The sequence below is a fragment of the Streptomyces sp. CCM_MD2014 genome, from assembly GCF_000772045.1.
Taxonomy (GTDB): domain Bacteria; phylum Actinomycetota; class Actinomycetes; order Streptomycetales; family Streptomycetaceae; genus Streptomyces; species Streptomyces salinarius.
The window spans coordinates 2,927,942-2,948,338 of record NZ_CP009754.1 but is presented as its reverse complement, the minus strand read 5'-3'; the positions used below and the strand labels follow the sequence as shown (position 1 = coordinate 2,948,338).

20 protein-coding genes are annotated in these 20,397 nt (G+C 72.4%); 4 read left to right on the top strand and 16 right to left on the bottom strand.

What is annotated here, in order from left to right:
• Positions 1 to 6: 6 nt before the first annotated feature.
• Positions 7 to 888, bottom strand: a complete 882-nt coding sequence (gene ligD / locus NI25_RS12715) for a non-homologous end-joining DNA ligase (RefSeq protein WP_061442555.1) — start codon at positions 886 to 888, stop codon at positions 7 to 9.
• A gap of 65 nt (positions 889 to 953) precedes the next feature.
• Here ligD and NI25_RS12710 point away from each other — a divergent pair, with 65 nt between their 5' ends.
• A complete protein-coding gene (locus NI25_RS12710) occupies positions 954 to 2,051 on the top strand; it encodes a Ku protein (protein ID WP_061446896.1) in 1,098 nt (365 codons plus the stop codon).
• A 231-nt stretch (positions 2,052 to 2,282) separates the two neighbouring features.
• Here NI25_RS12710 and NI25_RS12705 read toward each other — a convergent pair whose 3' ends face one another.
• The 11 genes from NI25_RS12705 to NI25_RS12655 form a co-directional block, all read right to left on the bottom strand.
• Positions 2,283 to 2,894: a hypothetical protein gene (locus NI25_RS12705; RefSeq protein WP_061442554.1), complete on the bottom strand. Its 612-nt coding sequence runs from the start codon at positions 2,892 to 2,894 to the stop codon at positions 2,283 to 2,285.
• A gap of 283 nt (positions 2,895 to 3,177) precedes the next feature.
• Entirely contained in the window at positions 3,178 to 3,924 is a 747-nt protein-coding gene (locus NI25_RS12700) for a DUF4142 domain-containing protein (protein ID WP_061442553.1), read from the bottom strand.
• A 191-nt stretch (positions 3,925 to 4,115) separates the two neighbouring features.
• Entirely contained in the window at positions 4,116 to 4,550 is a 435-nt protein-coding gene (locus NI25_RS12695) for a PPOX class F420-dependent oxidoreductase (protein WP_061442552.1), read from the bottom strand.
• Positions 4,551 to 4,620: 70 nt separating this feature from the next.
• On the bottom strand, positions 4,621 to 5,532 hold the full coding sequence (locus NI25_RS12690) for a DUF3152 domain-containing protein (RefSeq protein ID WP_061442551.1): 912 nt from the start codon (positions 5,530 to 5,532) through the stop codon (positions 4,621 to 4,623).
• 262 nt (positions 5,533 to 5,794) lie between these two features.
• Positions 5,795 to 6,130 (bottom strand): TcmI family type II polyketide cyclase, encoded by a 336-nt coding sequence (locus tag NI25_RS12685; protein WP_061442550.1) that lies wholly within the window; start codon positions 6,128 to 6,130, stop codon positions 5,795 to 5,797.
• Between the two features lie 33 nt (positions 6,131 to 6,163).
• The gene (locus NI25_RS12680; protein ID WP_061442549.1) at positions 6,164 to 6,643 is read right to left on the bottom strand and encodes an SRPBCC family protein; all 480 of its coding nucleotides are present in this window, start codon (positions 6,641 to 6,643) and stop codon (positions 6,164 to 6,166) included.
• Position 6,644: 1 nt separating this feature from the next.
• A complete protein-coding gene (locus NI25_RS12675) occupies positions 6,645 to 6,914 on the bottom strand; it encodes an acyl carrier protein (protein WP_019326889.1) in 270 nt (89 codons plus the stop codon).
• 151 nt (positions 6,915 to 7,065) lie between these two features.
• On the bottom strand, positions 7,066 to 8,334 hold the full coding sequence (locus NI25_RS12670) for a ketosynthase chain-length factor (RefSeq protein ID WP_061442548.1): 1,269 nt from the start codon (positions 8,332 to 8,334) through the stop codon (positions 7,066 to 7,068).
• Entirely contained in the window at positions 8,331 to 9,602 is a 1,272-nt protein-coding gene (locus NI25_RS12665; protein ID WP_061442547.1) for a beta-ketoacyl-[acyl-carrier-protein] synthase family protein, read from the bottom strand. Before NI25_RS12665 ends, NI25_RS12670 begins: the two co-directional genes overlap by 4 nt.
• A complete protein-coding gene (locus NI25_RS12660; RefSeq protein WP_061442546.1) occupies positions 9,599 to 10,075 on the bottom strand; it encodes a cupin domain-containing protein in 477 nt (158 codons plus the stop codon). The genes NI25_RS12665 and NI25_RS12660 overlap by 4 nt, the downstream gene beginning before the upstream one ends.
• A 137-nt stretch (positions 10,076 to 10,212) precedes the next feature.
• The gene (locus NI25_RS12655) at positions 10,213 to 11,427 is read right to left on the bottom strand and encodes a SchA/CurD-like domain-containing protein (protein ID WP_078884605.1); all 1,215 of its coding nucleotides are present in this window, start codon (positions 11,425 to 11,427) and stop codon (positions 10,213 to 10,215) included.
• A 337-nt stretch (positions 11,428 to 11,764) separates the two neighbouring features.
• Between NI25_RS12655 and NI25_RS12650 the strand changes: the two genes are divergently transcribed.
• A complete protein-coding gene (locus NI25_RS12650) occupies positions 11,765 to 13,678 on the top strand; it encodes an FAD-dependent oxidoreductase (protein WP_061442545.1) in 1,914 nt (637 codons plus the stop codon).
• A gap of 77 nt (positions 13,679 to 13,755) precedes the next feature.
• On the opposite strand, the gene NI25_RS12645 is transcribed toward NI25_RS12650, so the two are convergent.
• Both NI25_RS12645 and NI25_RS12640 read right to left on the bottom strand, forming a co-directional pair.
• Positions 13,756 to 15,669, bottom strand: a complete 1,914-nt coding sequence (locus NI25_RS12645) for an SMI1/KNR4 family protein (protein ID WP_061446894.1) — start codon at positions 15,667 to 15,669, stop codon at positions 13,756 to 13,758.
• Positions 15,670 to 15,710: 41 nt separating this feature from the next.
• The gene (locus NI25_RS12640) at positions 15,711 to 16,205 is read right to left on the bottom strand and encodes an Lrp/AsnC family transcriptional regulator (RefSeq protein ID WP_078884603.1); all 495 of its coding nucleotides are present in this window, start codon (positions 16,203 to 16,205) and stop codon (positions 15,711 to 15,713) included.
• A 164-nt stretch (positions 16,206 to 16,369) separates the two neighbouring features.
• On the opposite strand from NI25_RS12640, the gene NI25_RS12635 reads away from it, so the two are divergent.
• Positions 16,370 to 17,056: a nitroreductase family protein gene (locus NI25_RS12635; protein WP_061442544.1), complete on the top strand. Its 687-nt coding sequence runs from the start codon at positions 16,370 to 16,372 to the stop codon at positions 17,054 to 17,056.
• A 21-nt stretch (positions 17,057 to 17,077) separates the two neighbouring features.
• Here the strand turns inward: NI25_RS12635 and NI25_RS12630 are convergent, their stop codons facing one another.
• Complete coding sequence (locus NI25_RS12630) at positions 17,078 to 17,584, bottom strand: DUF523 domain-containing protein (RefSeq protein ID WP_061446892.1); 507 nt, start codon at positions 17,582 to 17,584, stop codon at positions 17,078 to 17,080.
• Positions 17,585 to 18,023: 439 nt separating this feature from the next.
• On the opposite strand from NI25_RS12630, the gene NI25_RS12625 reads away from it, so the two are divergent.
• On the top strand, positions 18,024 to 18,953 hold the full coding sequence (locus NI25_RS12625; RefSeq protein WP_061442543.1) for a phosphotransferase family protein: 930 nt from the start codon (positions 18,024 to 18,026) through the stop codon (positions 18,951 to 18,953).
• Positions 18,954 to 18,986: 33 nt separating this feature from the next.
• On the opposite strand, the gene NI25_RS12620 is transcribed toward NI25_RS12625, so the two are convergent.
• Positions 18,987 to 20,228, bottom strand: a complete 1,242-nt coding sequence (locus NI25_RS12620; protein WP_199560898.1) for a hypothetical protein — start codon at positions 20,226 to 20,228, stop codon at positions 18,987 to 18,989.
• Positions 20,229 to 20,397 lie beyond the last annotated feature (169 nt).

Genomic DNA, 20,397 nt, shown 5'->3' with positions numbered 1-20,397 from the left:
CGGGCGTCAGGGCAGCTTCGCCGCCCGCCGCCGGTCGAACAGCGGCGCCAGCAGGTCCCCGAAGTCCTCCACCCGCGGTCCGACGTCTCCCGGCCGGAACACGAACTGCTCCGCCCGCCCGCACCCGGCGACCTCCTCCCACGTCACCGGGGTGGACACGGCCGGCACGTCGCGGGCCCGCACGGTGTAGGGGGCGGCCGTGGTCTTGCGGGCCGCGTTCTGGCTCCAGTCCACGAACACCTTCCCCGGCCGCAGGCTGCGCGTCATCCGGTGTACCACCAGCTTCGGCAGCGCCCGTTCCGCCTCCACCGCCAGCGCCTTCGCGTACTCCGACACCCGCTCCGAGGACGACCCCCGCACCCCTGCCAGCAGGTGCAGCCCCTTGGCCCCCGAGGTCTTGGCGTACGCCTCGACACCGTCCGCCGCCAGCCGCTCCCGCAGCCACAGCGCCACCTCGCAGCACTGCACCACGGTCGCGGGCGCTCCGGGGTCCAGGTCGAACACCAGCCGGTCGGCCTCCCCGGGATCGTCCGCGGTCCACTGATGGGTGTGGAACTCGGTCACCAGGTTCGCCGCCCACATCAGGCTCGCCAGGTCCTGCACCAGCACCATCCGCGCCGGGCCCTCCGAGCGGGGCACCTCGGCCGTGGTGACCCAGTCGGGCGTACCCGGCGGCACGTTCTTGGTGAAGAACACCTGGCCGTCCGGGCCGTCCGGGTACCGCAGGAAGGAGACCGGACGGTCGCGCAGGTGCGGCAGCAGCACCGGGGCGGTCGTCGCGTAGTAGTGCAGCAGCTCGCCCTTGGTGAGGCCGGCCGCGGGATACAGCACCTTGTCCAGGTTGCTGAGGGCCACCCGCCGCCCCTCCACTTCCGTCATCGGCGCCATACCATGAGAATCTCATAGAACACGGACAAAACGCCTTGAAGCGCCCGAAAGGAACGGTGCTGCACGTGCGATCCATCTGGAACGGCGCCATCTCCTTCGGCCTGGTCAGCATCCCGATCAAACTGGTGAACGCGACCGAGAGCCACGCGGTCTCCTTCCGCCAGATCCACACGGAGGACGGCGGCCGGATCCGCTACCGCAAGGTGTGCGAACTGGAGGACCGCGAGGTCACCCAGGCCGAGATCGGCAAGGCCTACGAGGACGCCGACGGCTCGATGATCCCGATCACCGACGAGGACCTGTCCCAGCTTCCCATCCCGACGGCCCGCACGATCGAGATCGTGGCCTTCGTGCCCGAGGACCGCATCGACCCGCTCCAGATGGGCTCGGCCTACTACCTCGCGGCGAGCGGCGCCCCCGCCGCCAAGCCGTACACGCTGCTGCGCGAGGCGCTCAAGCGCAGCAACCGGGTCGCGATCGCCAAGTTCGCCCTGCGCGGCCGGGAGCGCCTCGGCATGCTCCGGGTCGTCGGCGACGCCATCGCGATGCACGGCCTGCTGTGGCCGGACGAGGTGCGGGCCCCCGAGGGCGTCGCGCCGGAGGGCGGCGTCACCGTGCGTGACCAGGAACTGGACCTCGCGGACGCCCTCATGGACACGCTCGGCGAGATCGACCTGGACGACCTGCACGACGAGTACCGCGAGGCCGTCGAGGAGGTCGTCGCCGCCAAGGCCGCCGGCGAGCGTCCCCCGGAGGCGCGCGAGGAGGCGGCACCCGGGAAGGTGCTCGACCTGATGGCCGCGCTGGAGAACAGCGTGCGGGCGGCCCGCGAGTCCCGGGACGGCGAGGAGACCGCGCCGGCCGAGGAGGCCGAGGTCAGACCGCTGCAGCAGCGCAAGACCTCGTCCCGCCGGGCCCCCAAGGAGACCGGCGGCAAGAAGTCGACCTCCACTGCCGCGAAGAAGACGGCGGCGAAGAAGGCGGAGCCGAAGAAGTCGACGGCCAAGTCCCGCACGTCCGCGTCCACGTCCGCGTCCGCGAAGAAGACGGCGGCCAAGGGCGCCGCCAAGAAGGCCGCCGGCCGCAGCGCGGCCAAGGAGACCGCCAAGAGCACGGGCAGGAGCACCGCCAAGAAGACGGCGTCCCGCAGGCGCAGCGCCTGACGCCCGCGGGCGAGCGCACCCGCTCGGCGTCGGCGGGTGCGCTCGCGCGTCCGGAACCTGAAGACGACCAGCCCCACCGCGCTGAACCCGGCCACCCAGACCAGTCCCGGCCCGAGGTGCCCCCACAGCGCCGTGTCCGCGCGGACGCGTCGCCCGCCGCGAACCGCATCGGGCCGAAGGACGGGAACCACTGCAGCACCGGCTCGTTGCAGTGTCCAGGAGGCTGTTTGTTCAGGAGGAGGCGGGTGCCCGGGGTATCGCGGAGGGTGCGGGGTCGAAGACGGCGGGGCTCGCGGCGGCCGACTCGGTCGGGGCGAGGGACTCCGCGAGAGAGTCCGTGGGAGAGCCGGCGCCGGAGCCCGTTCCCGAGCCCGCCGAGGGCAGGGCGGGGCTCTCCTCCAGCCGCTGCCCGATCGTTTCGGCGGGGCCGCTGCCCGGGGTGACCGGGCCGGTGGTCAGCTGCGACCACGCGGTCAGGCCGAGGGCGACCGCGGCGGCCGTGCCGAGCACCCGGCCGGCCCGCCGCACCCGGGCCCGGCCGTCCAGCTCGCGCCAGGCATGACCCGCCCACCGGTCCTCCGGACGCCACGCCTCGCCGACCGTGTCGGAGGCGCGCGGGGAGGGGGAGTGGGAGGGGGAGGGGCCCGGGCGGCCGGGCCGGCCGGCGGGGGGCTCCGGCTGCCGGCCGGGGAACCGGTCCCGTGCGGCCGGCTCCCTGGGGGCGGACGCCCGGATGGCGCGCTCGTCGTCCTCCAGGAACAGCCGCCAGACGTATTCGGGCACGGACGGCGTGCCGTCCGGCTGGTCCGGGGTGTCGCCGCTGCCCGGTCCGGAAGCGGTCATGGTCCCGCTCTTCCTGTCGTCGGCCCCGGGAGGGCGAGGGCAGGAGGAGGGGACGGCCCGCCCACCACCGGTCCCGGCACCGGATGGTCATGGCCCGGCGGACTCCGTCGGCCGCCAACCCCTAAGAACGCGCGGGCGCCGGGGCCCGTTCCCCGCGCCTTTGGTCGTGACGCGGTCGTGATGGTGCCGGTGCGGGACGCCGGACTCGGCAGGCCGGTCGTGCTCGCGCGGCGGCGCCCGGACCCGCGGGGCCGACGGTGCGCGCCCGGCGGTGCTCCCGGACTCAGGAGGCCGCCGGGGCCGGAGTGGGCGTCGGGGAGGCGGTGTTCACGTTCAGGTCGGGGCGCGGCTTGAGTACCAGCACCTGCTCGCCCGGCTGCGGCGGGGGCGGGGTGACCTTCTCCCGGGGCAGCTTCGCCGGGCCGGTCTGGTTGAAGGTGACCTGGTCGTACTCGACCAGCCCGGTCTTCTCCAGCACCGTGATGTGGTCCAGCACGGTGTCGTTGGCGAGATCCGCCAGCTGTCGCACGAGGGTGTTCTTCGTGGACGCGCGGATCTTCGCGATCGCCGGGAAGATCTGGCCGTGCGTCACCCGCATGATGTTGACCGCCGCCGAGTCGAACTCCTTGCCGCTCTTGGCGTCCACCGTCGCCACGAACCCCTCCTGCTGCGGAGAGGCCCGGTTGGGCAGCGTGATGCCCAACTCGGGGGAGATCTCGCGGCACATCGCGTCGAGACCGGCGTGCCCGACGACCAGGTGCTCACCGGCCGTCTTCATCGCCTTCGTCGTACCGCGCTCCATCACCATCTCGCCCAGCGGGTACTCCCACAGCCCGGCGGCGCGGACCTTGACCACGAAGTCGCGGTCCGCCTCGGTGAGCGGACCGAACTTCGTACTGGCCACCACCCGGCTCTGGTTGCCGTCGGGCTTGTCCAGACCGAGCACGGCCGGGAAGGCCAGCGCGGTGAGGGTCAGGGCCATCGCACCGAACAGGACGACGACTCCGATCCTGCTGCGGGACAGGCGCATGGTGCCTCCAGGGGCGACGCGAGGGACGCGCACGCGTGCCCGTGTTCGTGCTCGCGCGCGTAGCGGTACGCCAGGAGGTACGGAAACGGCGGGCGGATCAATCACCGCTCCGGCACGGAACTTGCGGAACCCGGGAGAGGCCCGCCGCGACGCCGGTCCCGGTTCGGCCCCGGTCCCCGGCCCCGTCCCGGTCAGCCGATGTCGGCGCCGTACACGCGCTCGACCGTGATGGTGAGCAGCACCCGGCGGTCGGACACCATCGTCGCCCGGTACTCGTCCCAGTCCGGGTGCTCCCCGGACGCGGCGCGGTAGTACTCCACCAGCGCCTCGACCTCCGGCCCGTGCGGGTCGGTGCCCGGCCCGGTGAGGGTGGCGACGCCCTCGGCGGTGGCCCAGGACCTGCCGTCCGGGGCGGTCACCTCCAGCGTGGCCCGCGGGTCCCGGCGCAGGTTCGCCGTCTTGGCGAGTCCCTCGCGCGTCGACACCCGGATGACGTCGGCCTCCGGGTCGTAGGCGGGCATCACGGGGGAGAGCTGCGGGCGGCCGTCCGACTTGATCGTCGCCAGGACACCGAGCCGGCTCTCGGCCAGCAGGGTACGGGGATCGAAGCGCGGTGTGGTGGTCATGGAGCGATCATCGCCCTCGTCTCCGCGGCCTGTCCCGCGAACCGTCCGCCGAACAGGCCCCGCCGACGGCTCAGGGCACCGACGGGCCGCCCAGGTAGTCGCCGTCCTCGTCGTACGGCCAGGCGTTGGCCACGCACCCCTTGAGGCCCTTGATCTGCTGCATCATCGCCGGCGCGGGCCGGCCGGCGCCGGGGCACGTCTCGTGGCCGTGGCCGATGCGGTGACCGACCTCGTGGTTGACGATCAGAGCCCGGTACTCGTGGATCGGGCCGTCGAACTCCGGGGAACCCAGCACCCAGCGCTTGAGGTTCACCACGACGTCCGTGCCGACGCTGCAGTTGACCTCGCCCCGGGTGAGCAGGCCCGCCGCGCCGCAGATCCGGTCCACGGTGCCCGGCGTGGCGATCTTCACCACGAAGTCGTACGAACCGCTGCTGACCAGCCGGAAGGAGTTGGTCCCGTCCTGGGTCCAGCCGCGGTCGTCGGCGAGCACGTCGGATATCTCGGCGGCGGCGGCGCTCGGCCGGACGTCGATGCCCTCCTCGACCAGGACCTTGTAGCGGCGCACGCGACTGCCGGTGCCCACGGTCGTGCCGTCGGCCTGGGCGGTGACGAAGGTGCCGGGACCGGTCGCCGGAATGGCGATGGTGGAGGGGGAAGCGGAGGCGGAGGGCGAGGCCGAGGGCGACGCGGAGACCTTCGGCGAGGCGGACGCAGAGGGGGAGGAGGAAGCCGACGGCCTTCCCGTCGAGGCGTCCAGGGCGTCCGTGACGTCGGCCACCTGGTCGTCCGTCACCGGGGGCCGGGTGTCCCGCCAGTACGCGACGGCGGCTCCCGCCCCGAGCAGCACGGCCCCCAGGGCGACGAACGCCGGCACCGCCCGGACGGGGCCGCGGCGTCTGCGTCTGCGCGAGCGGGATCTGTGCCCGGCACCGTCCTGCCCGGTTCTTCGGCCGGCTCGGCGGGCGGTGGATCGGCCCACGGTGTGCGTCCTCTCTTCTGGTCGTCGGGGCACGCACGGCGGACTCCGGTGTGCTGTTGTACCCCCAAGATCCAAGCGGACGCACGTGCGAAATCATCACCGTTTCCGCAGTGTCCCTTCTCACGCCGGCATTCGATTGCTGGGGGCAACCGATCGGCCTTCCGGAACGTCTTCGTCGGGGTCACCCGGTTTCCGCCCGGTGACCCCGACGTGTGCGGGGAGGAAGTGCCGTCAGCCGGTGGGGCCGTCGGCAGACGGTGCCTCAGCCCGCGGGCGTCCGCTCCCAGCGGTAGAAGCAGCGCGCCATCGCGTCCTTAGGACCGCGCCAGGTCGCCGGGTCGTACGCCGAGACGTACGGCTCGAGCCGCTCGCTGACCTGGCGGAACTCGGGGTGCCCGGTCAGCCTGCCGATGGCGGGCGCCGGGTCCTCGTCGCTCTCGATGAGGTGCAGGTACACGCCGTCACCGAACTCGAAGAGGCTGCGCCGGTTGACGCCCACCAGGTGCGGCAGTTCGCCGCTGTCGGACTCCGCGAACACCTTCGCGATGTCCGGTGCCGCGCCCGGCGCCATCCGGGCGACGATCAGTGTGTGGTGCATGAGGGTGCTGCCCTTCGCCGTCGTCCGTACGTGTCAGTCGGCGAGCACCGACGCCGTGCGCCGCTCACCCGCCGCCTGCTCGATCCGGTCCCGGATCAGCGCCATCTGCGTACGGGAGTTGCGGTTGATGTTGTCCGTCATCCAGGCGTCGTCCACGGGCGCGTCCGGCTTCATCGCGAAGTCCTGCGTCCAGCGCATGACGGTGCCCTCGGCGGTCTCCGCGTACTCCCAGACGATGTTCATGTACTGGAAGGGGCCGGTCTCGACCCGCTGGGCGCGGACGGTGCGGGTGACCGGGTCGGCGACCCGCTCGGAGACCCAGCTCCACACCTTGCCGTCGGCGTCCGGGTGCATGGTCAGCCGGAAGGTGACCTTGTCCTCGTCGCGGTCGAGCACCTCCACGGAGGCGTACTCGCTGAACAGCCTGGGCCAGTTCTCGATGTCGTTGGTCATGTTCCAGACCAGCTCCATCGGGGCGGCGATGGTGATCTCGTTGTCGGTGTGCCCTGCCATGTCACACTCCCGTCTTCAGGGCGCCGTTGACCAGCGCGAGGAAATCGGCGGGCGTCTTGCAGCGCTCGGCCTGCTCGGGCAGGCCCAGGCCGTACCGCTTCTCCAGCTCGGCCACGATGCCCAGCAGGCCGAGGGAGTCCAGGCCGAAGGTGTCGAAGCCGTCGTCGGCCTGCTGCCGGAGGGTGACCGGGTCGACGTGGACGCCGGCGGTGCGCTTCATCAGCGCCGACAGCTCCTCGACGGTCACCTGGTAGTCCAGTTGGTCGGTCATGGTGTCCTCCTTGACTCGGGTGGACGGTCACGGACGTCCTCCGTGACGGTCGGGGGTCGGTGATCGGTGGTGGATCGCCGGTGCGGGATGCCGGTGGTCCGGGACGGGCCGTCGGACAGTCCGTCGGCCGGTCCGTCGGCCAGTCCGTCGGTCAGTGGCCCGCGGGCGGTACGGCGCCCCGGCGCAGGACGAGCGCCGAGTTGGACCCCATGAGCCCGCGCGCCAGCACCAGGGCCGTGCGCGGCTCGGCGGGACGGGCCCGGCCGGTCACCACGTCCAGGTCGTGGCACACGTCGACCACGTGCGGGGTCGGCGGGATCAGCCCGTGCTCCATCGCGAGCACCGCCGTCGCCACGTCCAGCACCGGCGCGGCGCAGTACGCCCGCCCGGTCCCGGTCTTGGGCGCGGTGACCGGCACCCGGGCGGCATGCGGGCCCAGCGCGTCGGCCAGGGCCAGCGCCTCGGCCCGGTCGGCCTCCGGGACCCCGAGGGCGTCCGCGAAGACCACGTCCACGTCCTCGGGCCGGCAGCCCGCCTCGGCCAGGGCGCCCTCGATCGCGCGGGCCAGCCCCTCCCGGGACCGCTCCCAGCGGCCGGGGCCGGTGAAGGTCGCCGCGTGCCCGGCCACCGTCGCCCGCACGTCCGCGCCCCGCTCCCGGGCCGCGCCCTCCGCCTCCACGAGGAGTACGGCCCCGCCCTCGGCCGGTGCGAACCCGCAGGCGGCGTCGGTGAACGGACGGTAGGCGCGGTCGGGTTCGGCGGCCGCGCTCAGCTCGGGGTAACCCAGCTGGCAGACGATCGAGTACGGGGCCAGCGGCGCCTCCGTCGCGCCGCAGACCACCGTGTCGGTGCCGTTGCGCACCGCCAGCGCCGCGTGCGCAAGGGCGTCCAGGCCGCCCGCCTCGTCGGCGGCCACGACCCCGCAGGGACCCTTGAAGTCGTTGCGGATGGAGACCTGGCCGGTGCTGGCCGCGTAGAACCAGGCGATCGACTGGTACGGGCCGACGTGGCGCGAGCCCTGGCCCCACAGGTTCTGCAGCTCCCGCTGCCCGAACTCGCCGCCGCCCGAACCCGCCGCGGTGACCACGCCGACCGAGAACGGCGAGTCGACGTCGGCCCGGCCGAACCGGGCGTCGGCCAGCGCGTGCTGGGTGGCGGCCAGCGCGAAGTGCGTGAACCGGTCGGTCTGGACGAGGAAGCGGTCCTCGACCGTGTCGGCCGCGTCGAAGCCGTGCACCTCGCCCGCGACCCGCAGCGGCAGGTGGTCGCAGCCCTCCCGGGTGACGGGCCCGAGACTGCTGGTGCCGTCGGCGACCGCCTTCCAGTGCGCCTCGACACCCGTGCCGTGCGGCGACACCACGCCGAGACCGGTGACGACCGCGCGCCGGGGTCCGCCCTTGGTGCGTCCTGGTCCGCTCATCGCTGCCCTCCTTCGCTGCCGCTCAGTACGACCGCGGACTGGAAGCCGCCGAAGCCGCTGCCCACCGACAGCACGTGCCGCAGCGTCCGCTCCCGTGCCTCGCGCGGCACGTAGTCCAGGTCGCACTCGGGGTCGGGGGTCGTGTAGTTGGCCGTGGGCGGCACCACCTGGTGGGCCATCGCCAGGACGCACGCGGCCAGTTCTATGGAGCCGATCGCGCCGAGCGAGTGGCCCACCATCGACTTGATCGAGCTCATCGGCGTCTTGTAGGCGTGCGCGCCCAGCGAGCGTTTGACGGCCGCGGTCTCGTGCCGGTCGTTCTGCTGGGTGCCGGAGCCGTGCGCGTTGACGTAGTCGATCGCCGAGCCGTCGAGTCCGGCCATGTCCAGCGCCGTGTCGATGGCCCGCGCCATCTCCAGGCCCTCCTTGGTGAGCCCGGTCATGTGGTACGCGTTGCCGAACGTGGCGTAGCCGGATATCTCGCAGTACACGTCCGCGCCCCGGGCCCGGGCGTGTTCCAGGTCCTCCAGGACCAGCACCGCCGCGCCCTCGCCCATGACGAAGCCGTTGCGGTCGGCGTCGAAGGGCCGGGAGGCGTGCGCGGGGTCGTCGTTGTTCGGCGAGGTCGCCTTGATGGCGTCGAAGCAGGCCATGGTGATCGGCGATATCGGCGAGTCCGCCGCGCCCGCCAGGCACACGTCGACCCGCCCCTCGGCGACCGCGTGATAGGCGTAACCGACCGCGTCGAGACCGGACGTGCACCCGGTGGACACGGTCTGCACCGGCCCGCGCACCCCGAACTCCTCGGCGACCGCGGAGGAGAGGGTGGCGGGCGTGAACGCGCGCTCCAGGTGCGGCTCGGCCCGCCGGTCGTCGACGTCCCAGCGCGAGCCGCGCTCGCTGACCAGGACGTAGTCGTGTTCGAGCCGGGTGGTGCCGCCGACCGCCGTGCCGAGGGTGGCACCGGCCCGCCAGGGGTCCTCACGGTTCATGTCGAGGTTGGCGTCCCGGACCGCCTCGGAGGCGGCGACGAGCGCGAACTGCACGTACCGGTCGCACCGTTGGGCGGTGGCGAGGCCGAGCCCGTGGTCGGACGGCTCGAAGTCGCACTCGGCGGCGATCTGCGAGCGCAACCCGGCCGGGTCGAAGAGGGAGATGCGGCGCGTCGCCGTACGGCCTTCGGACAGCAGCCCCCAGAACTGGGGCACGCCGATCCCGCCCGGGGCGACGACGCCTATGCCCGTGACGGCGACCCGGCGCCGGGTCATGACACCACCTCGGCCGCCGGGGCGGGCCGCTCGTGCCCGGCACCACCCGCGTGCGCGTGCGCCCCGTCGCACGGGAGCGGGTTGCCCTGCGCGTCCTCCGTGTCGACGTGGCCCAGCTCCGGCCGCGGGGCCAGGGGCCCCAGGTGGAACACGAGCCGCGCCTCGACGTCCCCCGTGTTGCGGAAGCGGTGGCGCATGTCCTGCGGGATCAGCAGCCCCTGTCCGGTGGCGAGCGAGTGCGGCACCCCGTTCAGGTCCACTTCGAGGGCGCCCTCCGTGACGTACACGAACTCCTCGGAGTACGGGTGGTAGTGCTCGGCGATGCGGTCGCCGGGCTGCACGATGGCCACGCCCATGAAGCCGCTGGTCGACCCGGCGGTGGTGGGCGTGAGAAGGGCGCGGAGGTCTCCGCCGCGGCGGCGGTTGGGCGCGATGTCGCCGAGGGAGACGATGCGTACCTGCTGGTCTGTCATGTCGTTCACTCCGGGGTGACGGGAGGAAGTGGGGGAGAAGAGGCCGGGAGAGGCCGGGAGAAGCCATGGGTAGGGGGATCCGCGCGCACCTGCGGGCACACCGTCGGGCCCGCCGGCCGCGCGGTCGGGGGAGTGGTTCAGGAACCGGCGGAACGCCGGTCGGTGAGCGGCGTCATACGGACTCGCCCCAGCAACCGGGAGAGCGTGGCCGCCTCGCCCGGCGACCCGTCGACGCCGACCGCGGCCGTGTCCAGCAGCCGCTCGGCGGCCGCGGCGCCCTCGGGCCCGTGCAGGCCCAGGACGGCGGCGGGCGCGGCCTCCGGGTCACCGGCCACGTCGACGAGCCGTACGACGAGGTCGTCGCGGTGGAAGACGGTGGCCGCCAGCACGGGACCGTCCGGGTCCTGCGCGGCGGACGCGTCCTGGCGGGCCAGCAGCCGGGCCAGCTCCCCGCCGGCACCGGCGCGCACCGGGTAGAGCAGCGCCAGCCGCTCGGTGCGTGCCCCGGCCCGGTCACCGGACGTCGCGTGGTGGACGGACGTCGCGTGGTGGACCGCCGGCATGGCGGCCCGGGTGAAGAACCGCCGGGCGGACTGCGGGTCGGCGAGGTCCCGGTCCTGCTCCAGATACGGGTTGAGGGCCTCCTCGACCGCCCGTACGCCGGGCTGCCGGGCGACATGGCGCAGCGCGGTCTGCAGGTCGCCCCGCACCTCCACCGCGCGCACGATCCGGTTGCCCTGCATGAAGAGCGAGGTGCGCAGCAGCCGCGTGGAACCGTCCACGTGCGCGTCGGGCGACACGTACTCGGACAGCAGCCGGGCGGTCTCCGCCTCGCTGCCGGGCCGTACGGTGAAGGTCAGCGCGTGCCGTACGACGTTGCCGCCGATCCGGGGCGCCGAGCGCGGCTCACCGGGCGCCGGCTGCCCGCCCTCGGTCTCCCGCAGGACGCTGTAGCGCAGCGAGTGGGTGTCACGGACGCAGGTCGCCAGCGGCTCGACGGTGTCCAGGTGCTCATCGCTGTTGACCCAGGCCAGGAAGGGCGCGGCGCTCTCCCACTCGCTGGTCAGCAGCCACTGGGTCGGGTTCTCCAGGGACTGGCACAGCTGGTCGCTGACGTGTCCCGGAACGGCGGCGACCCGGTCGCGGATGCGCTCGTAGGCGTCCAGGAACTCCTGCTGCATTCCGTCGTGGACGTCCAGCATCAGGACGACCCGCACGCGGGATCCGTCGAACGCGGATATCGACACGCCGCCCGCGTCCGCCGCCACGGCCCTGGTGGTGCGTATGGCGTCCGTCGCGTCCGTGGCATCCGTGGTCGGGGCATCCGTCGCTACGACGGGAGAGACCGTCATCCGGCCCACCTCTTCTCGGGGTCTTCCTCGTGGACTGGGGCGAACGTCGGCGGCGCCCACCGGGCAGGCGGGGCGCGACGGCCGCGTAAGCACGATCGTGAGCCGTGCCCGCGGGGTCCGCGAACCAGGAGGGTTAAGCGGGTGAAGCCTGCGCCGCGGCGGGCCCCGGCGCCCCGTACGGGGCATGCATGAAGGCCCCGGCGCACACCTGTCGCGGGGCGTGCCCGTCACTCACACAGGGCTGTCGCGGGGCGCGTGTGTCACGGGGTGCGTCCGTCACCCACGTCCCTCATCCACGTATGTCACTCACGTCTGTCGCAACGGAGGACGAGCAACCATGAACGAAAGAGCCGACCGGTCCGGCGGTACCGATCCCGGAGCCGCCCCTGGGGCCGGCCGGACCCACCGCGTCCCGGTCCTCGTCGTCGGCGGGTCCCTGGTGGGCCTGTCGATGTCGGTGTTCCTGGGACGGCTGGGCGTCCGGCACACCCTGGTCGAACGCCACGCCGGCACCTCCATCCACCCCCGGGGACGCGGCAACAACGTCCGCACGATGGAGATCTTCCGGGTGGCCGGCACCGAGCCCGACATCCGCCGGGCCGCCGCCACCCTGGCCGACAACCACGGCATCCTGCAGACGCCCACCCTGGTCGGCGACGCGGGGGAGTGGCTGTTCAAGCAGATCGACCCCGGCAACGGACTGGCCCGCTTCAGCCCCAGCTCCTGGTGCCTGTGCAGCCAGAACGACCTGGAACCGGAACTCCTCACCCACGCCGTCAACCTCGGCGGCGACCTCCGCTTCGGCACGGAGCTGCTCTCCTTCGAGACGGACGCCGACGGCGTGACGGCGATCGTGAAGAGCCGGGAGACCGGCGAGCACACCACCATCCGCGCCGACTACCTGGTCGCCGCCGACGGCCCCCGCAGCCCCGTCCGCGAACAGCTCGGCATCGGCCAGAGCGGCCCCGGCGACCTCTTTCACAACGTCAGCATCACCTTCCGCTCCCGCCGCCTCGCCGACGTCGTGGGCGACCGCCGCTTCATCGTCTGCTACCTGACCGACGAGAACGCCGACGGCGCCCTCCTGCCCGTCGACAACCGCGAGAACTGGGTCTTCCACGCCCCCTGGCACCCCGAACAGGGCGAAACGGTGGAGGACTTCACCGACGAGCGCTGCGCCGCCCACATCCGCCGCGCCGTCGGCGACCCCGACCTCGACGTCGAGATCACCGGCAAGGCCCCCTGGCACGCCGCCCAGCGCGTCGCCCGCAGCTACCGCTCCGGCCGCGTCCTGCTCGCCGGCGACTCCGCCCACGAGATGTCCCCCACCGGCGCCTTCGGCTCCAACACCGGCATCCAGGACGCCCACAACCTCGCCTGGAAGCTGGCGGCGGTACTGGAGGGCTGGGCGGGCGAGCCCCTCCTGGACACCTACGACACGGAACGCCGCCCGGTAGCGGAGGCCACCAGCGCCCGCGCCGCCCATCGTTCGGTCGAGCACAGCCACCCGGGGTTCGCGCCGCCGGCGGGGATGGGGGGCGCCGGGGGCCCGGACGGTGCGCCCGGGGGCGGCAGGGGCTCGGGTGGGCCTGGCGGTGCGCCCGGGGGTGGCGGTCCCGGCGCGTCAGGAGCTCCCGGCGGTGCGGCTCGCGGCGGCCCGGGCGGCGCACCCGGGCGTGGCGGTCCCGCCGGTACGCCTGGCGGTGCGCCCGGGGGTGGCGGTCCCGCCGGTGCTCCTGGTGGCGCCCCGGCCGGTCCTCCCGGCGGCCCGCAGCGCGGCATCCTCAACGTCGCCCTCGGCTACCGCTACCCCCAGGGCGCCGTGGTCGGCGCCGACCCGGCGACCCCGGTGGTCCCCGAGGGCCTCGACCTCACCGGCGCCCCCGGCAGCAGGGCACCCCACCTCTGGCTCCGCCGGGGCGAGGAGCGCCTGTCCACCCTGGACCTCTACGAGGACTCCCTCGTCCTGCTCAGCGACGCGGCCCAGCCCACCGGCTGGCACGAGGCGGCGACCGAGGTGGCCGCGGCACTGCGCGTCCCGCTGAAGCCGTACCGCGTGGGCGGCACCCCCGGCGCCGACCTGGTCCCGGACGACGAGGAGACCGACTGGGCGCGGGCCCACGGAGTGACCCGGGGCGGCGCGGTCCTCATCCGCCCCGACGGCTTCGTGGCCTGGCGCTCCCCGGGCCCCGCACCCGACCCGGAGGCGATGCTGCGCCAGGTGGTGGCGACGGTACTGGCGCGCACCTGAGGTCCGCACGGTCGCGGACCGGTCGACGCCTCGGCCGGCCGGCGTCTCGGCCGGCGTCTCCACGGCATTCCCCACCGTCACCCCCAAGTCCGGTGGAAGGCGAGGTACGCGAACCCCTCGCCCTCCCGGGGCGCCCGCGTCCAGGACCGGGTGGTGAAGGTGGGGAGCCGGCCGTGGGTGAGCGCGAAGCGGGGCAGGGAGAGCCCGAGTTCGCCGTGCAGGGCCTTCAGCGCCCGCAGATGCCCCTCCTGCCCGGAGTCCCCCGGGCGGAACAGCCGGTCCGGATCCAGCGCCTCGGGTAGCGCACCGGACCGCTCGACGTCCGCGCCCCACAGGGTGAACCCGTACAGCTGCTCGCCCCCTTCGGCCACCGACAGATGAAACGCGTCCGGCCGGCCCCCGGCGGACGCGTGCCCCGGCTCGCACCACACCACCACGGCCCGCCCGCCGGCGGAGGCGTCCGCGACCGGCGACCGGAACAGCTGACTCATGTGATGCAGCCCGTACCCGTCGAAGGCGAAGGACCACGCCCCTTCCGACCGCCCGACGGCGACCACGGCCCGGTCCTCCCACAGTTCCACGCCCTCGTCCTCCCGCTCGTGCGGCCTGCGCGCCGACCGGGCCACGTCCAACGGCCGCACGGGACCGCTCAGCACCGCACCGTCCTCCCCGATCAGCTCGGGCAGCCGCTCGGGCCCGACCCCCTCGACCCAGACACAGCGGTACGCACCACCGAACGACCCACGGAACCCGCCGGGCTCCGCCAGCCACGCGAGCCCCGGCGGATCGAGATCCGGCACCGGCTCCGGGACCGGGCCCGTCTGCCCGCCCCGAGGCGTCGCCAGAACCTCTCGCCCCCGCTCCGGAGTGACCAGCGGCCCCAGCACCGGATCGGCGAGCAGCCCGAGCGGAACGACGAGCAGCGGTCCGGGCTGCTCCCACCGCGGAAGCGCGTCCCGCAGTACCCGCCACGCCGCGTCGCACGCACCCCACCGGGCCGCCTTGCGAGCCTCGCCGACGGCCCGCCCCCAGGCACCGGCGGGCGCATAGCGGTAGGTCCCGTCCCGCACCGCGCCCAGCGCCGCCTCGGCCGCCTCCCGCCCGGCGCCACGGGCGGCCATCATCCCCAGCCAGTGCTCGTCACCGCCCACCCGCCACTGCTCCTGAGCCGGCCCGAGGGCCTCCACGGGCAGCACCTCCGGCAGGTAGCGCCGGTCGGCCACCAGGCCGCCGTGGCTCCGGGACTGGCCCGGAGCCAGGAAGTGCCGTATCTGGCCCAGCAGATCGGCACTGTGTGGCCGCCCGAACCCGGCCGCCTCCTCCAGCAGCGGCACGGCCTCCTCGTACCGCCCGCGCAGGACCAGCACCCGCGCCCGCTCCACCCGGGCATCCTGCTCCCGCGTGGTCGCGTTCACGAAGTCGGACCGCTCGGCGCGGGTGGCGTGGAAGTGGCGGTACATGGCCTCCATGTACGCCCGGAAGGACGGGTACCGGTCCGGGAACTCACCGCCCCAGCCCTGGTACACGTAGAGCGCCCACTCACCCTCCTCGTCCCGGTCCCCCGGATCGAGCAGCGCGTACGACGTGTCGGAGTCCGTCTCCAGCCGCAGCGCCCGCCGCCACATCCCGGCCAGCAGAACCGCCTCCCGCGACGGATCGTCGTCCAGGAACCCCTCGTACACGGACGTCATGTCGTACGGATCCCCGAACCAGTCGATGTCCGCGACACCGCCGAGCCGGTACACGCCGGCCATCTGATCCACGTACCACCCGTCGCTCACGGCCAGGAACTCCCGGTACGACGGCGGCAACCGCCGCCCCAGCCGCTCCTCCGCCGCGACGATCGCAGCCTCCCCGGCCCCGTCCCGCCCCAGGACGACGGACCGGGACCCGCCGTCCTCCTCCTGGTCGAGCCGGGGCATCCATTCCTCCTGCCAACGCCCGAGGAACTCGCGCCAGTTGAAAGACCCGTCGGAAGAAATACCGCTCATGCCCGCATGCTGCCACCGGCCACCGACAACGGAGCCGCAAGTCACCCTTGGGACTCCGGCAGACCGGACACCTCATCGATCAGAGGCTGGACCCGATACGGAACGACCGCACTCAGCGCGACGACCGTCGTACTGCGCCGCACACCAGGCACCGCGAGCACATGGTCGATCACTTGCTGGACGTGCTGGTTGCTGGTCCCGGCGATACGGCACCAGATGTCCCCCGGCCCCGTCACGACATGGGCCTCGAGAATCTGCGGAACCCCCCGCAGCCGCGCCGCGATGGCCGCACGGGCCGGCTGGTCCACCTCGAACGTCGTGAACGCCTGCACCCCGTGCCCGAGCGCGGCGACGTCCACGTCCGGCCCGTACCCGGTCACCACACCGGCACCGGCCAGCCGATCGAGCCGCGCCTGCAACGTACCGCGGGCGACCCCGAGTTGCCGGGCGACCTCCAGCAGCCCCTCCCGCGGACGCTCCCGGAGCAGCCGCAACATCCGCCCGTCAAGCTGATCGAGCCCGCGCCGTGCCGCCACCGTAGAACCTGCCGATCTGCCACCAAAAAGGCACTGAGAAACCACTTTCCCTGCCGAATGGGCAATGGACTCGCTCCCCTGTTGCCCATCCGACACAGGCTGCCTCACCCTAAGTGCTCCAGTCCACGAGGAGACCCGTGAGCCCCATGAAACCGGTGAGACCCGTGAGGCAGCACACGCACCCGTTCATCCCGTACCGGCCGAAGCGCTACGACGAAGCCGAGATGCTCCGCCGGGGCAGGGACTTCGTCTCCTTCGTCGACCGCCGACGCAGTGTGCGCTTCTTCAGCGACGAACCGGTCCCGCGCGAGTGCGTCGACCTGGCGATCGCCGCGGCCAACACCGCACCCTCCGGCGCCCACTTCCAGCCGTGGAAGTTCGCCGTGATCGGCGACGCCGAGACCAAACACCGCATCCGGGTCGCCGCGGAGGCGGAGGAACGGGTGAACTACGAGGGCGGCCGCATCCCGCCCGAGTGGCGCGCCGCACTCGCCCGCCTCGAAACGGACTCGGACAAGAGCTTCCTCGACGTCGTGCCGTGGATCGTGGTCTGCTTCGCCGAGAAGAGCACCGCGATGCCGGACGGCTCGCTGCGCAAGAACTACTACGTGAACGAGAGCGTGGGCATCGCCTGCGGCCTCTTCATCACGGCCCTGCACACGATGGGCCTGAGCACCCTCACCCACACCCCCAACCCGATGGCCTTCCTCACCAGAATCTGCGAACGCCCCGCCAACGAACGCCCGTACATCCTCTTCCCCGTCGGCTACGCATCCCCCGACTGCGAGGTCCCGGACCTGACCCGCAAGCCCCTGACGGAGGCGATCGCGACGCCCCCGGGCGAACGCTGACGTCACCGGAGGCGCCTGCGGTCAACGCGACCCGCCGGAGCCCTCCAGCTCACGCAGGCACGCCACCGCCTCGGGAATCTGCTCCTCGCTGAAGACCCGCACCCCCGCCCGCCTCAACAGCGCCGTGGTCACACCCTGCCCCGGCACCCGCGCCCCCGCGAAGCGCCCGTCATAGACACGAAGCGACCCGCAGGACGGACTGGACTCCTTCAACAACGCCACACGAACCCCGGCTCCCCGGGCGGCCTCCAGCGCAAGACGAGCCCCCCGAACAAAGTGCCGGCTGACATCCTCCCCACCCTCGGTGAGCACCCGGGCAACACCGTCCAGCACGTCAGCCCCGTCCCCACCCACGATCTCCGCCGCAGGCCGAGGCACGGGCAGCCCACCAGACACCTCCGGGCAGAAGACCACCACCCGCCCCTCGTCCCGCCACCGCCCGACGACCGCGTCCCCGACCGGCTTGGCACCCCCGTCATAACGCACGGGCCTGCCCAGCAAACAGGCACTCACCAAAATCCGCTCCACCACACCAGGCTACGAGCCCGGAAGAGCGACCGGACGAACGGTCCGCACGCGCGAATCTCCCACGGACGTCGGAGCGGAGGTGCCAGTGGCATCCTCGGTACCGGTGGGGGAGAGTTGCGGCATGACACTGGGACGCAAGGGCGCGCGGCTCGTCGTCGTCGACGGCACGGCCTACCGCTGGAGGCTGCGACGCAGGCCGACCTACGTCCAAGGCCTGGCCTGGTCGCCCTGCACATAGCGGCCGAACACGCGGACACCCCGAAGTCCTTGCTGGTGGTCACCTCCAACCACACGGCTCCGGAGGCCAGGTGAGAGCAGGACTCCGCCGGGGCCCCGACTGCACCGGAGGCTCTGAGCAGGCAGGCGCCAAGCAAGATCATTACGCCCCTATTACGTGGGCCGCCTGTCGGCTGGGGACTCCGGGCCGTATCTTCGAAGCATGATCTCGGGCAGCGATGGGGGACCGGTCGACGGCGGCACGGACTTCACGGCGGAGGGCCTGGCGCCCATCCTCCATGAGGCGTGCGAGACGGCCGGACTTGACTCCCGTGGCGCCGAGTTGCTGCGGCTGGGGTCGAACGCGGTCTACCGCTTGGCCTCGTTGCCGGTCATCGTCCGTATCGCATGCGATCCGGCGGTGCTGGCGGAGATGGAACGGGCCGTGAACGTGGCCCGATGGCTGGAGGCAGAGAGCTTTCCGGCTGCCCGAGTGCCGGCCTCGGTGAGTCAGCCGGTGGTCGTCGGCGGCCTGGTGGTCACCTTCTGGGAGAGCGTTCAGGAGAACGAGGAGTACGCGACGCTCGGCGAGCTGGCCGACCTGCTGCGCCGCCTGCACTGGCTGGAAGAACCTGAGTCGCTCGGCCTGCCGTACTTCGATCCGATGGCCAAGCTGATGGCGTCCCTCGACGGGCTGGACGGCGTGGCCGAGGAAGACAGGGCCTTTCTGGAGGAGCGAGCGGCCAGGCTCTCCAAGGACTATGACCGGCTGGACTTCGTCCTTCCCTTCGGCATGATCCATGGAGACGCCAACATCGGGAACATCCTCCGGCACCGCGAGGGACAAGCGGTACTCATCGACCTGGACGGCTTCGCGCTTGCTCCACGCGAGTGGGACCTGATCCTGACGGCGATCTACCACGACCGATACGGGTGGCACTCGAAGACGGAGTACGCGGAGTTCGTCCACCGGTACGGCTTCGACCTCATGAACTGGCCAGGCTACGAGACCTTGGCCGACCTCCGAGAACTCATGATGGTGGCATGGGTCGGTCACCAGGCCGGAACGAGTGAACGTTCTGCCGCCGAGTTCGCCCGGCGTGTGCGGTCACTGCGGACGGGCGAGGGACGCGAGGCGTGGAAACCCTTCTGAGGGCGCCCAGACGATGCTCGCGTCAGCGCATGGTCAGCTGTACTGCTCCGAAGCAATCCACAACCTGTGTTCGCGGGCCTGCTCTGCAAGCTCATGCGCCGCGCCGCTTCGGCCGGCCGCGCTGAGATTGCGGCGGAACTCGGCGAGATAGCTGATGCATCGGGCCGACTTGAGTTGCTCTCCGAGATCTAACGCGTCGAGCGCCACGCGACAAGCCTCCTCGACGTCTCCGGCCCGAAGGTGGGCGTCGGCCAAGACCGTGGTGGCGAAGAAGTCGCTCCGTACGTGGCTGCCGCTCATGGCGTTCTCGGCGTGGGCGACGGCTCGGCGGGCGCTGTTCACGTCACGGAAGCAATGGGCGGCCTCGGCGGCAAGCTCGGCTTCGTCGAAGTAGCTGATCCACTCCGGCTCGTCGTCGTTGTTCCGGCTTTCGAGGGCCTTGGTCGCCGCGCTCAGGGCAGCCTCGCAGGCGGCGACATCGCCAGTACGCGCCAGGGCTCGGGCCTCCATTGCATGGAACTGTGCGCGCAACGTCGGTGTAGCTACCGGAGAGATGCCCATGAGGGCGGCCCGCGCGAGAGTAGCGGCCTCGGTGTACCGCCCCAGGAAGGTCGCCTGGTGGCTCATCGCTGACAGGATGCTGCCCGCAAGCCGACGATCGTTGGCGTCCTGGGCGAACCGGAGGGCCTGGAGAAAGTACCGCTGCGCGAGTCCGTGGTAACCGGCGTCGTAGGACATCCAGCCGGCGAGGAGAGTCGCTTCCGCCACGGTGGAGAAGAGAGCTCGTCCTACCTGCTCGGTGTACCGGCCTCGCAGGAGTGGGGCCACATCGTTGTTGAGGTACTGGATGACAGAGTGACGGGCGTGGTCTCCGCCGAACTGGTCGTCGAGCTGGGCGAACATATCCGCCGTGGTCTTTATGGCTGCCACGTCGCCGAGACCGACTCGGGCGCCTTCTGTCCGAGGCTGGGGGATGCTGGGCTCGGGGGCGACCAACCATCGGAGGGACGCTTCGTTCCATGCGGGCGCGGACGGCTTCGCGGTGAGCAATGGGTCGTACTGATTGAGGTCGGCACGCCACAGCTGGCCGACCGTCCGAATGGCATCATGCGGGCTCGCGGGATACGCGGCGTCAAGTAGAGCGCTGTCGGTGATTTCTCCGTGACTCAAGCCGAGCTCAGCCGCGCTGGTGCTGAAGACGTCACACAGAAGTGGGCCGTAGAAGTCGTCCGGGGCGCTGTGGCCGTTCTCCCAACTGGCGATACGGCGCTTCACGCTGGCCTCTGAGGGGAGTTGGTGCCCGCGCTGGGCGGCAGCCTGCCGTAGTTCCCTTACCAATCGCGACTGGCTCCAGCCTCGACCCGTGCGAGCCTCACGTAAGAGGACACTGCTCGGCTTCAAGGCGCCTTTCACTCCCTGCGTGATGCCGGTGCGACAACTCGGG

Coding starts and splice junctions, on each gene's coding strand:
- ligD (WP_061442555.1), bottom strand. CDS start 888: ATGGCGCCGATGACGGAAGTGGAGGGGCGGCGGGTGGCCCTCAGCAAC.
- NI25_RS12705 (WP_061442554.1), bottom strand. CDS start 2,894: ATGACCGCTTCCGGACCGGGCAGCGGCGACACCCCGGACCAGCCGGAC.
- NI25_RS12700 (WP_061442553.1), bottom strand. CDS start 3,924: ATGCGCCTGTCCCGCAGCAGGATCGGAGTCGTCGTCCTGTTCGGTGCG.
- NI25_RS12695 (WP_061442552.1), bottom strand. CDS start 4,550: ATGACCACCACACCGCGCTTCGATCCCCGTACCCTGCTGGCCGAGAGC.
- NI25_RS12685 (WP_061442550.1), bottom strand. CDS start 6,130: ATGCACCACACACTGATCGTCGCCCGGATGGCGCCGGGCGCGGCACCG.
- NI25_RS12680 (WP_061442549.1), bottom strand. CDS start 6,643: ATGGCAGGGCACACCGACAACGAGATCACCATCGCCGCCCCGATGGAG.
- NI25_RS12675 (WP_019326889.1), bottom strand. CDS start 6,914: ATGACCGACCAACTGGACTACCAGGTGACCGTCGAGGAGCTGTCGGCG.
- NI25_RS12670 (WP_061442548.1), bottom strand. CDS start 8,334: ATGAGCGGACCAGGACGCACCAAGGGCGGACCCCGGCGCGCGGTCGTC.
- NI25_RS12665 (WP_061442547.1), bottom strand. CDS start 9,602: ATGACCCGGCGCCGGGTCGCCGTCACGGGCATAGGCGTCGTCGCCCCG.
- NI25_RS12660 (WP_061442546.1), bottom strand. CDS start 10,075: ATGACAGACCAGCAGGTACGCATCGTCTCCCTCGGCGACATCGCGCCC.
- NI25_RS12655 (WP_078884605.1), bottom strand. CDS start 11,427: ATGACGGTCTCTCCCGTCGTAGCGACGGATGCCCCGACCACGGATGCC.
- NI25_RS12650 (WP_061442545.1), top strand. CDS start 11,765: ATGAACGAAAGAGCCGACCGGTCCGGCGGTACCGATCCCGGAGCCGCC.
- NI25_RS12645 (WP_061446894.1), bottom strand. CDS start 15,669: ATGAGCGGTATTTCTTCCGACGGGTCTTTCAACTGGCGCGAGTTCCTC.
- NI25_RS12625 (WP_061442543.1), top strand. CDS start 18,024: ATGATCTCGGGCAGCGATGGGGGACCGGTCGACGGCGGCACGGACTTC.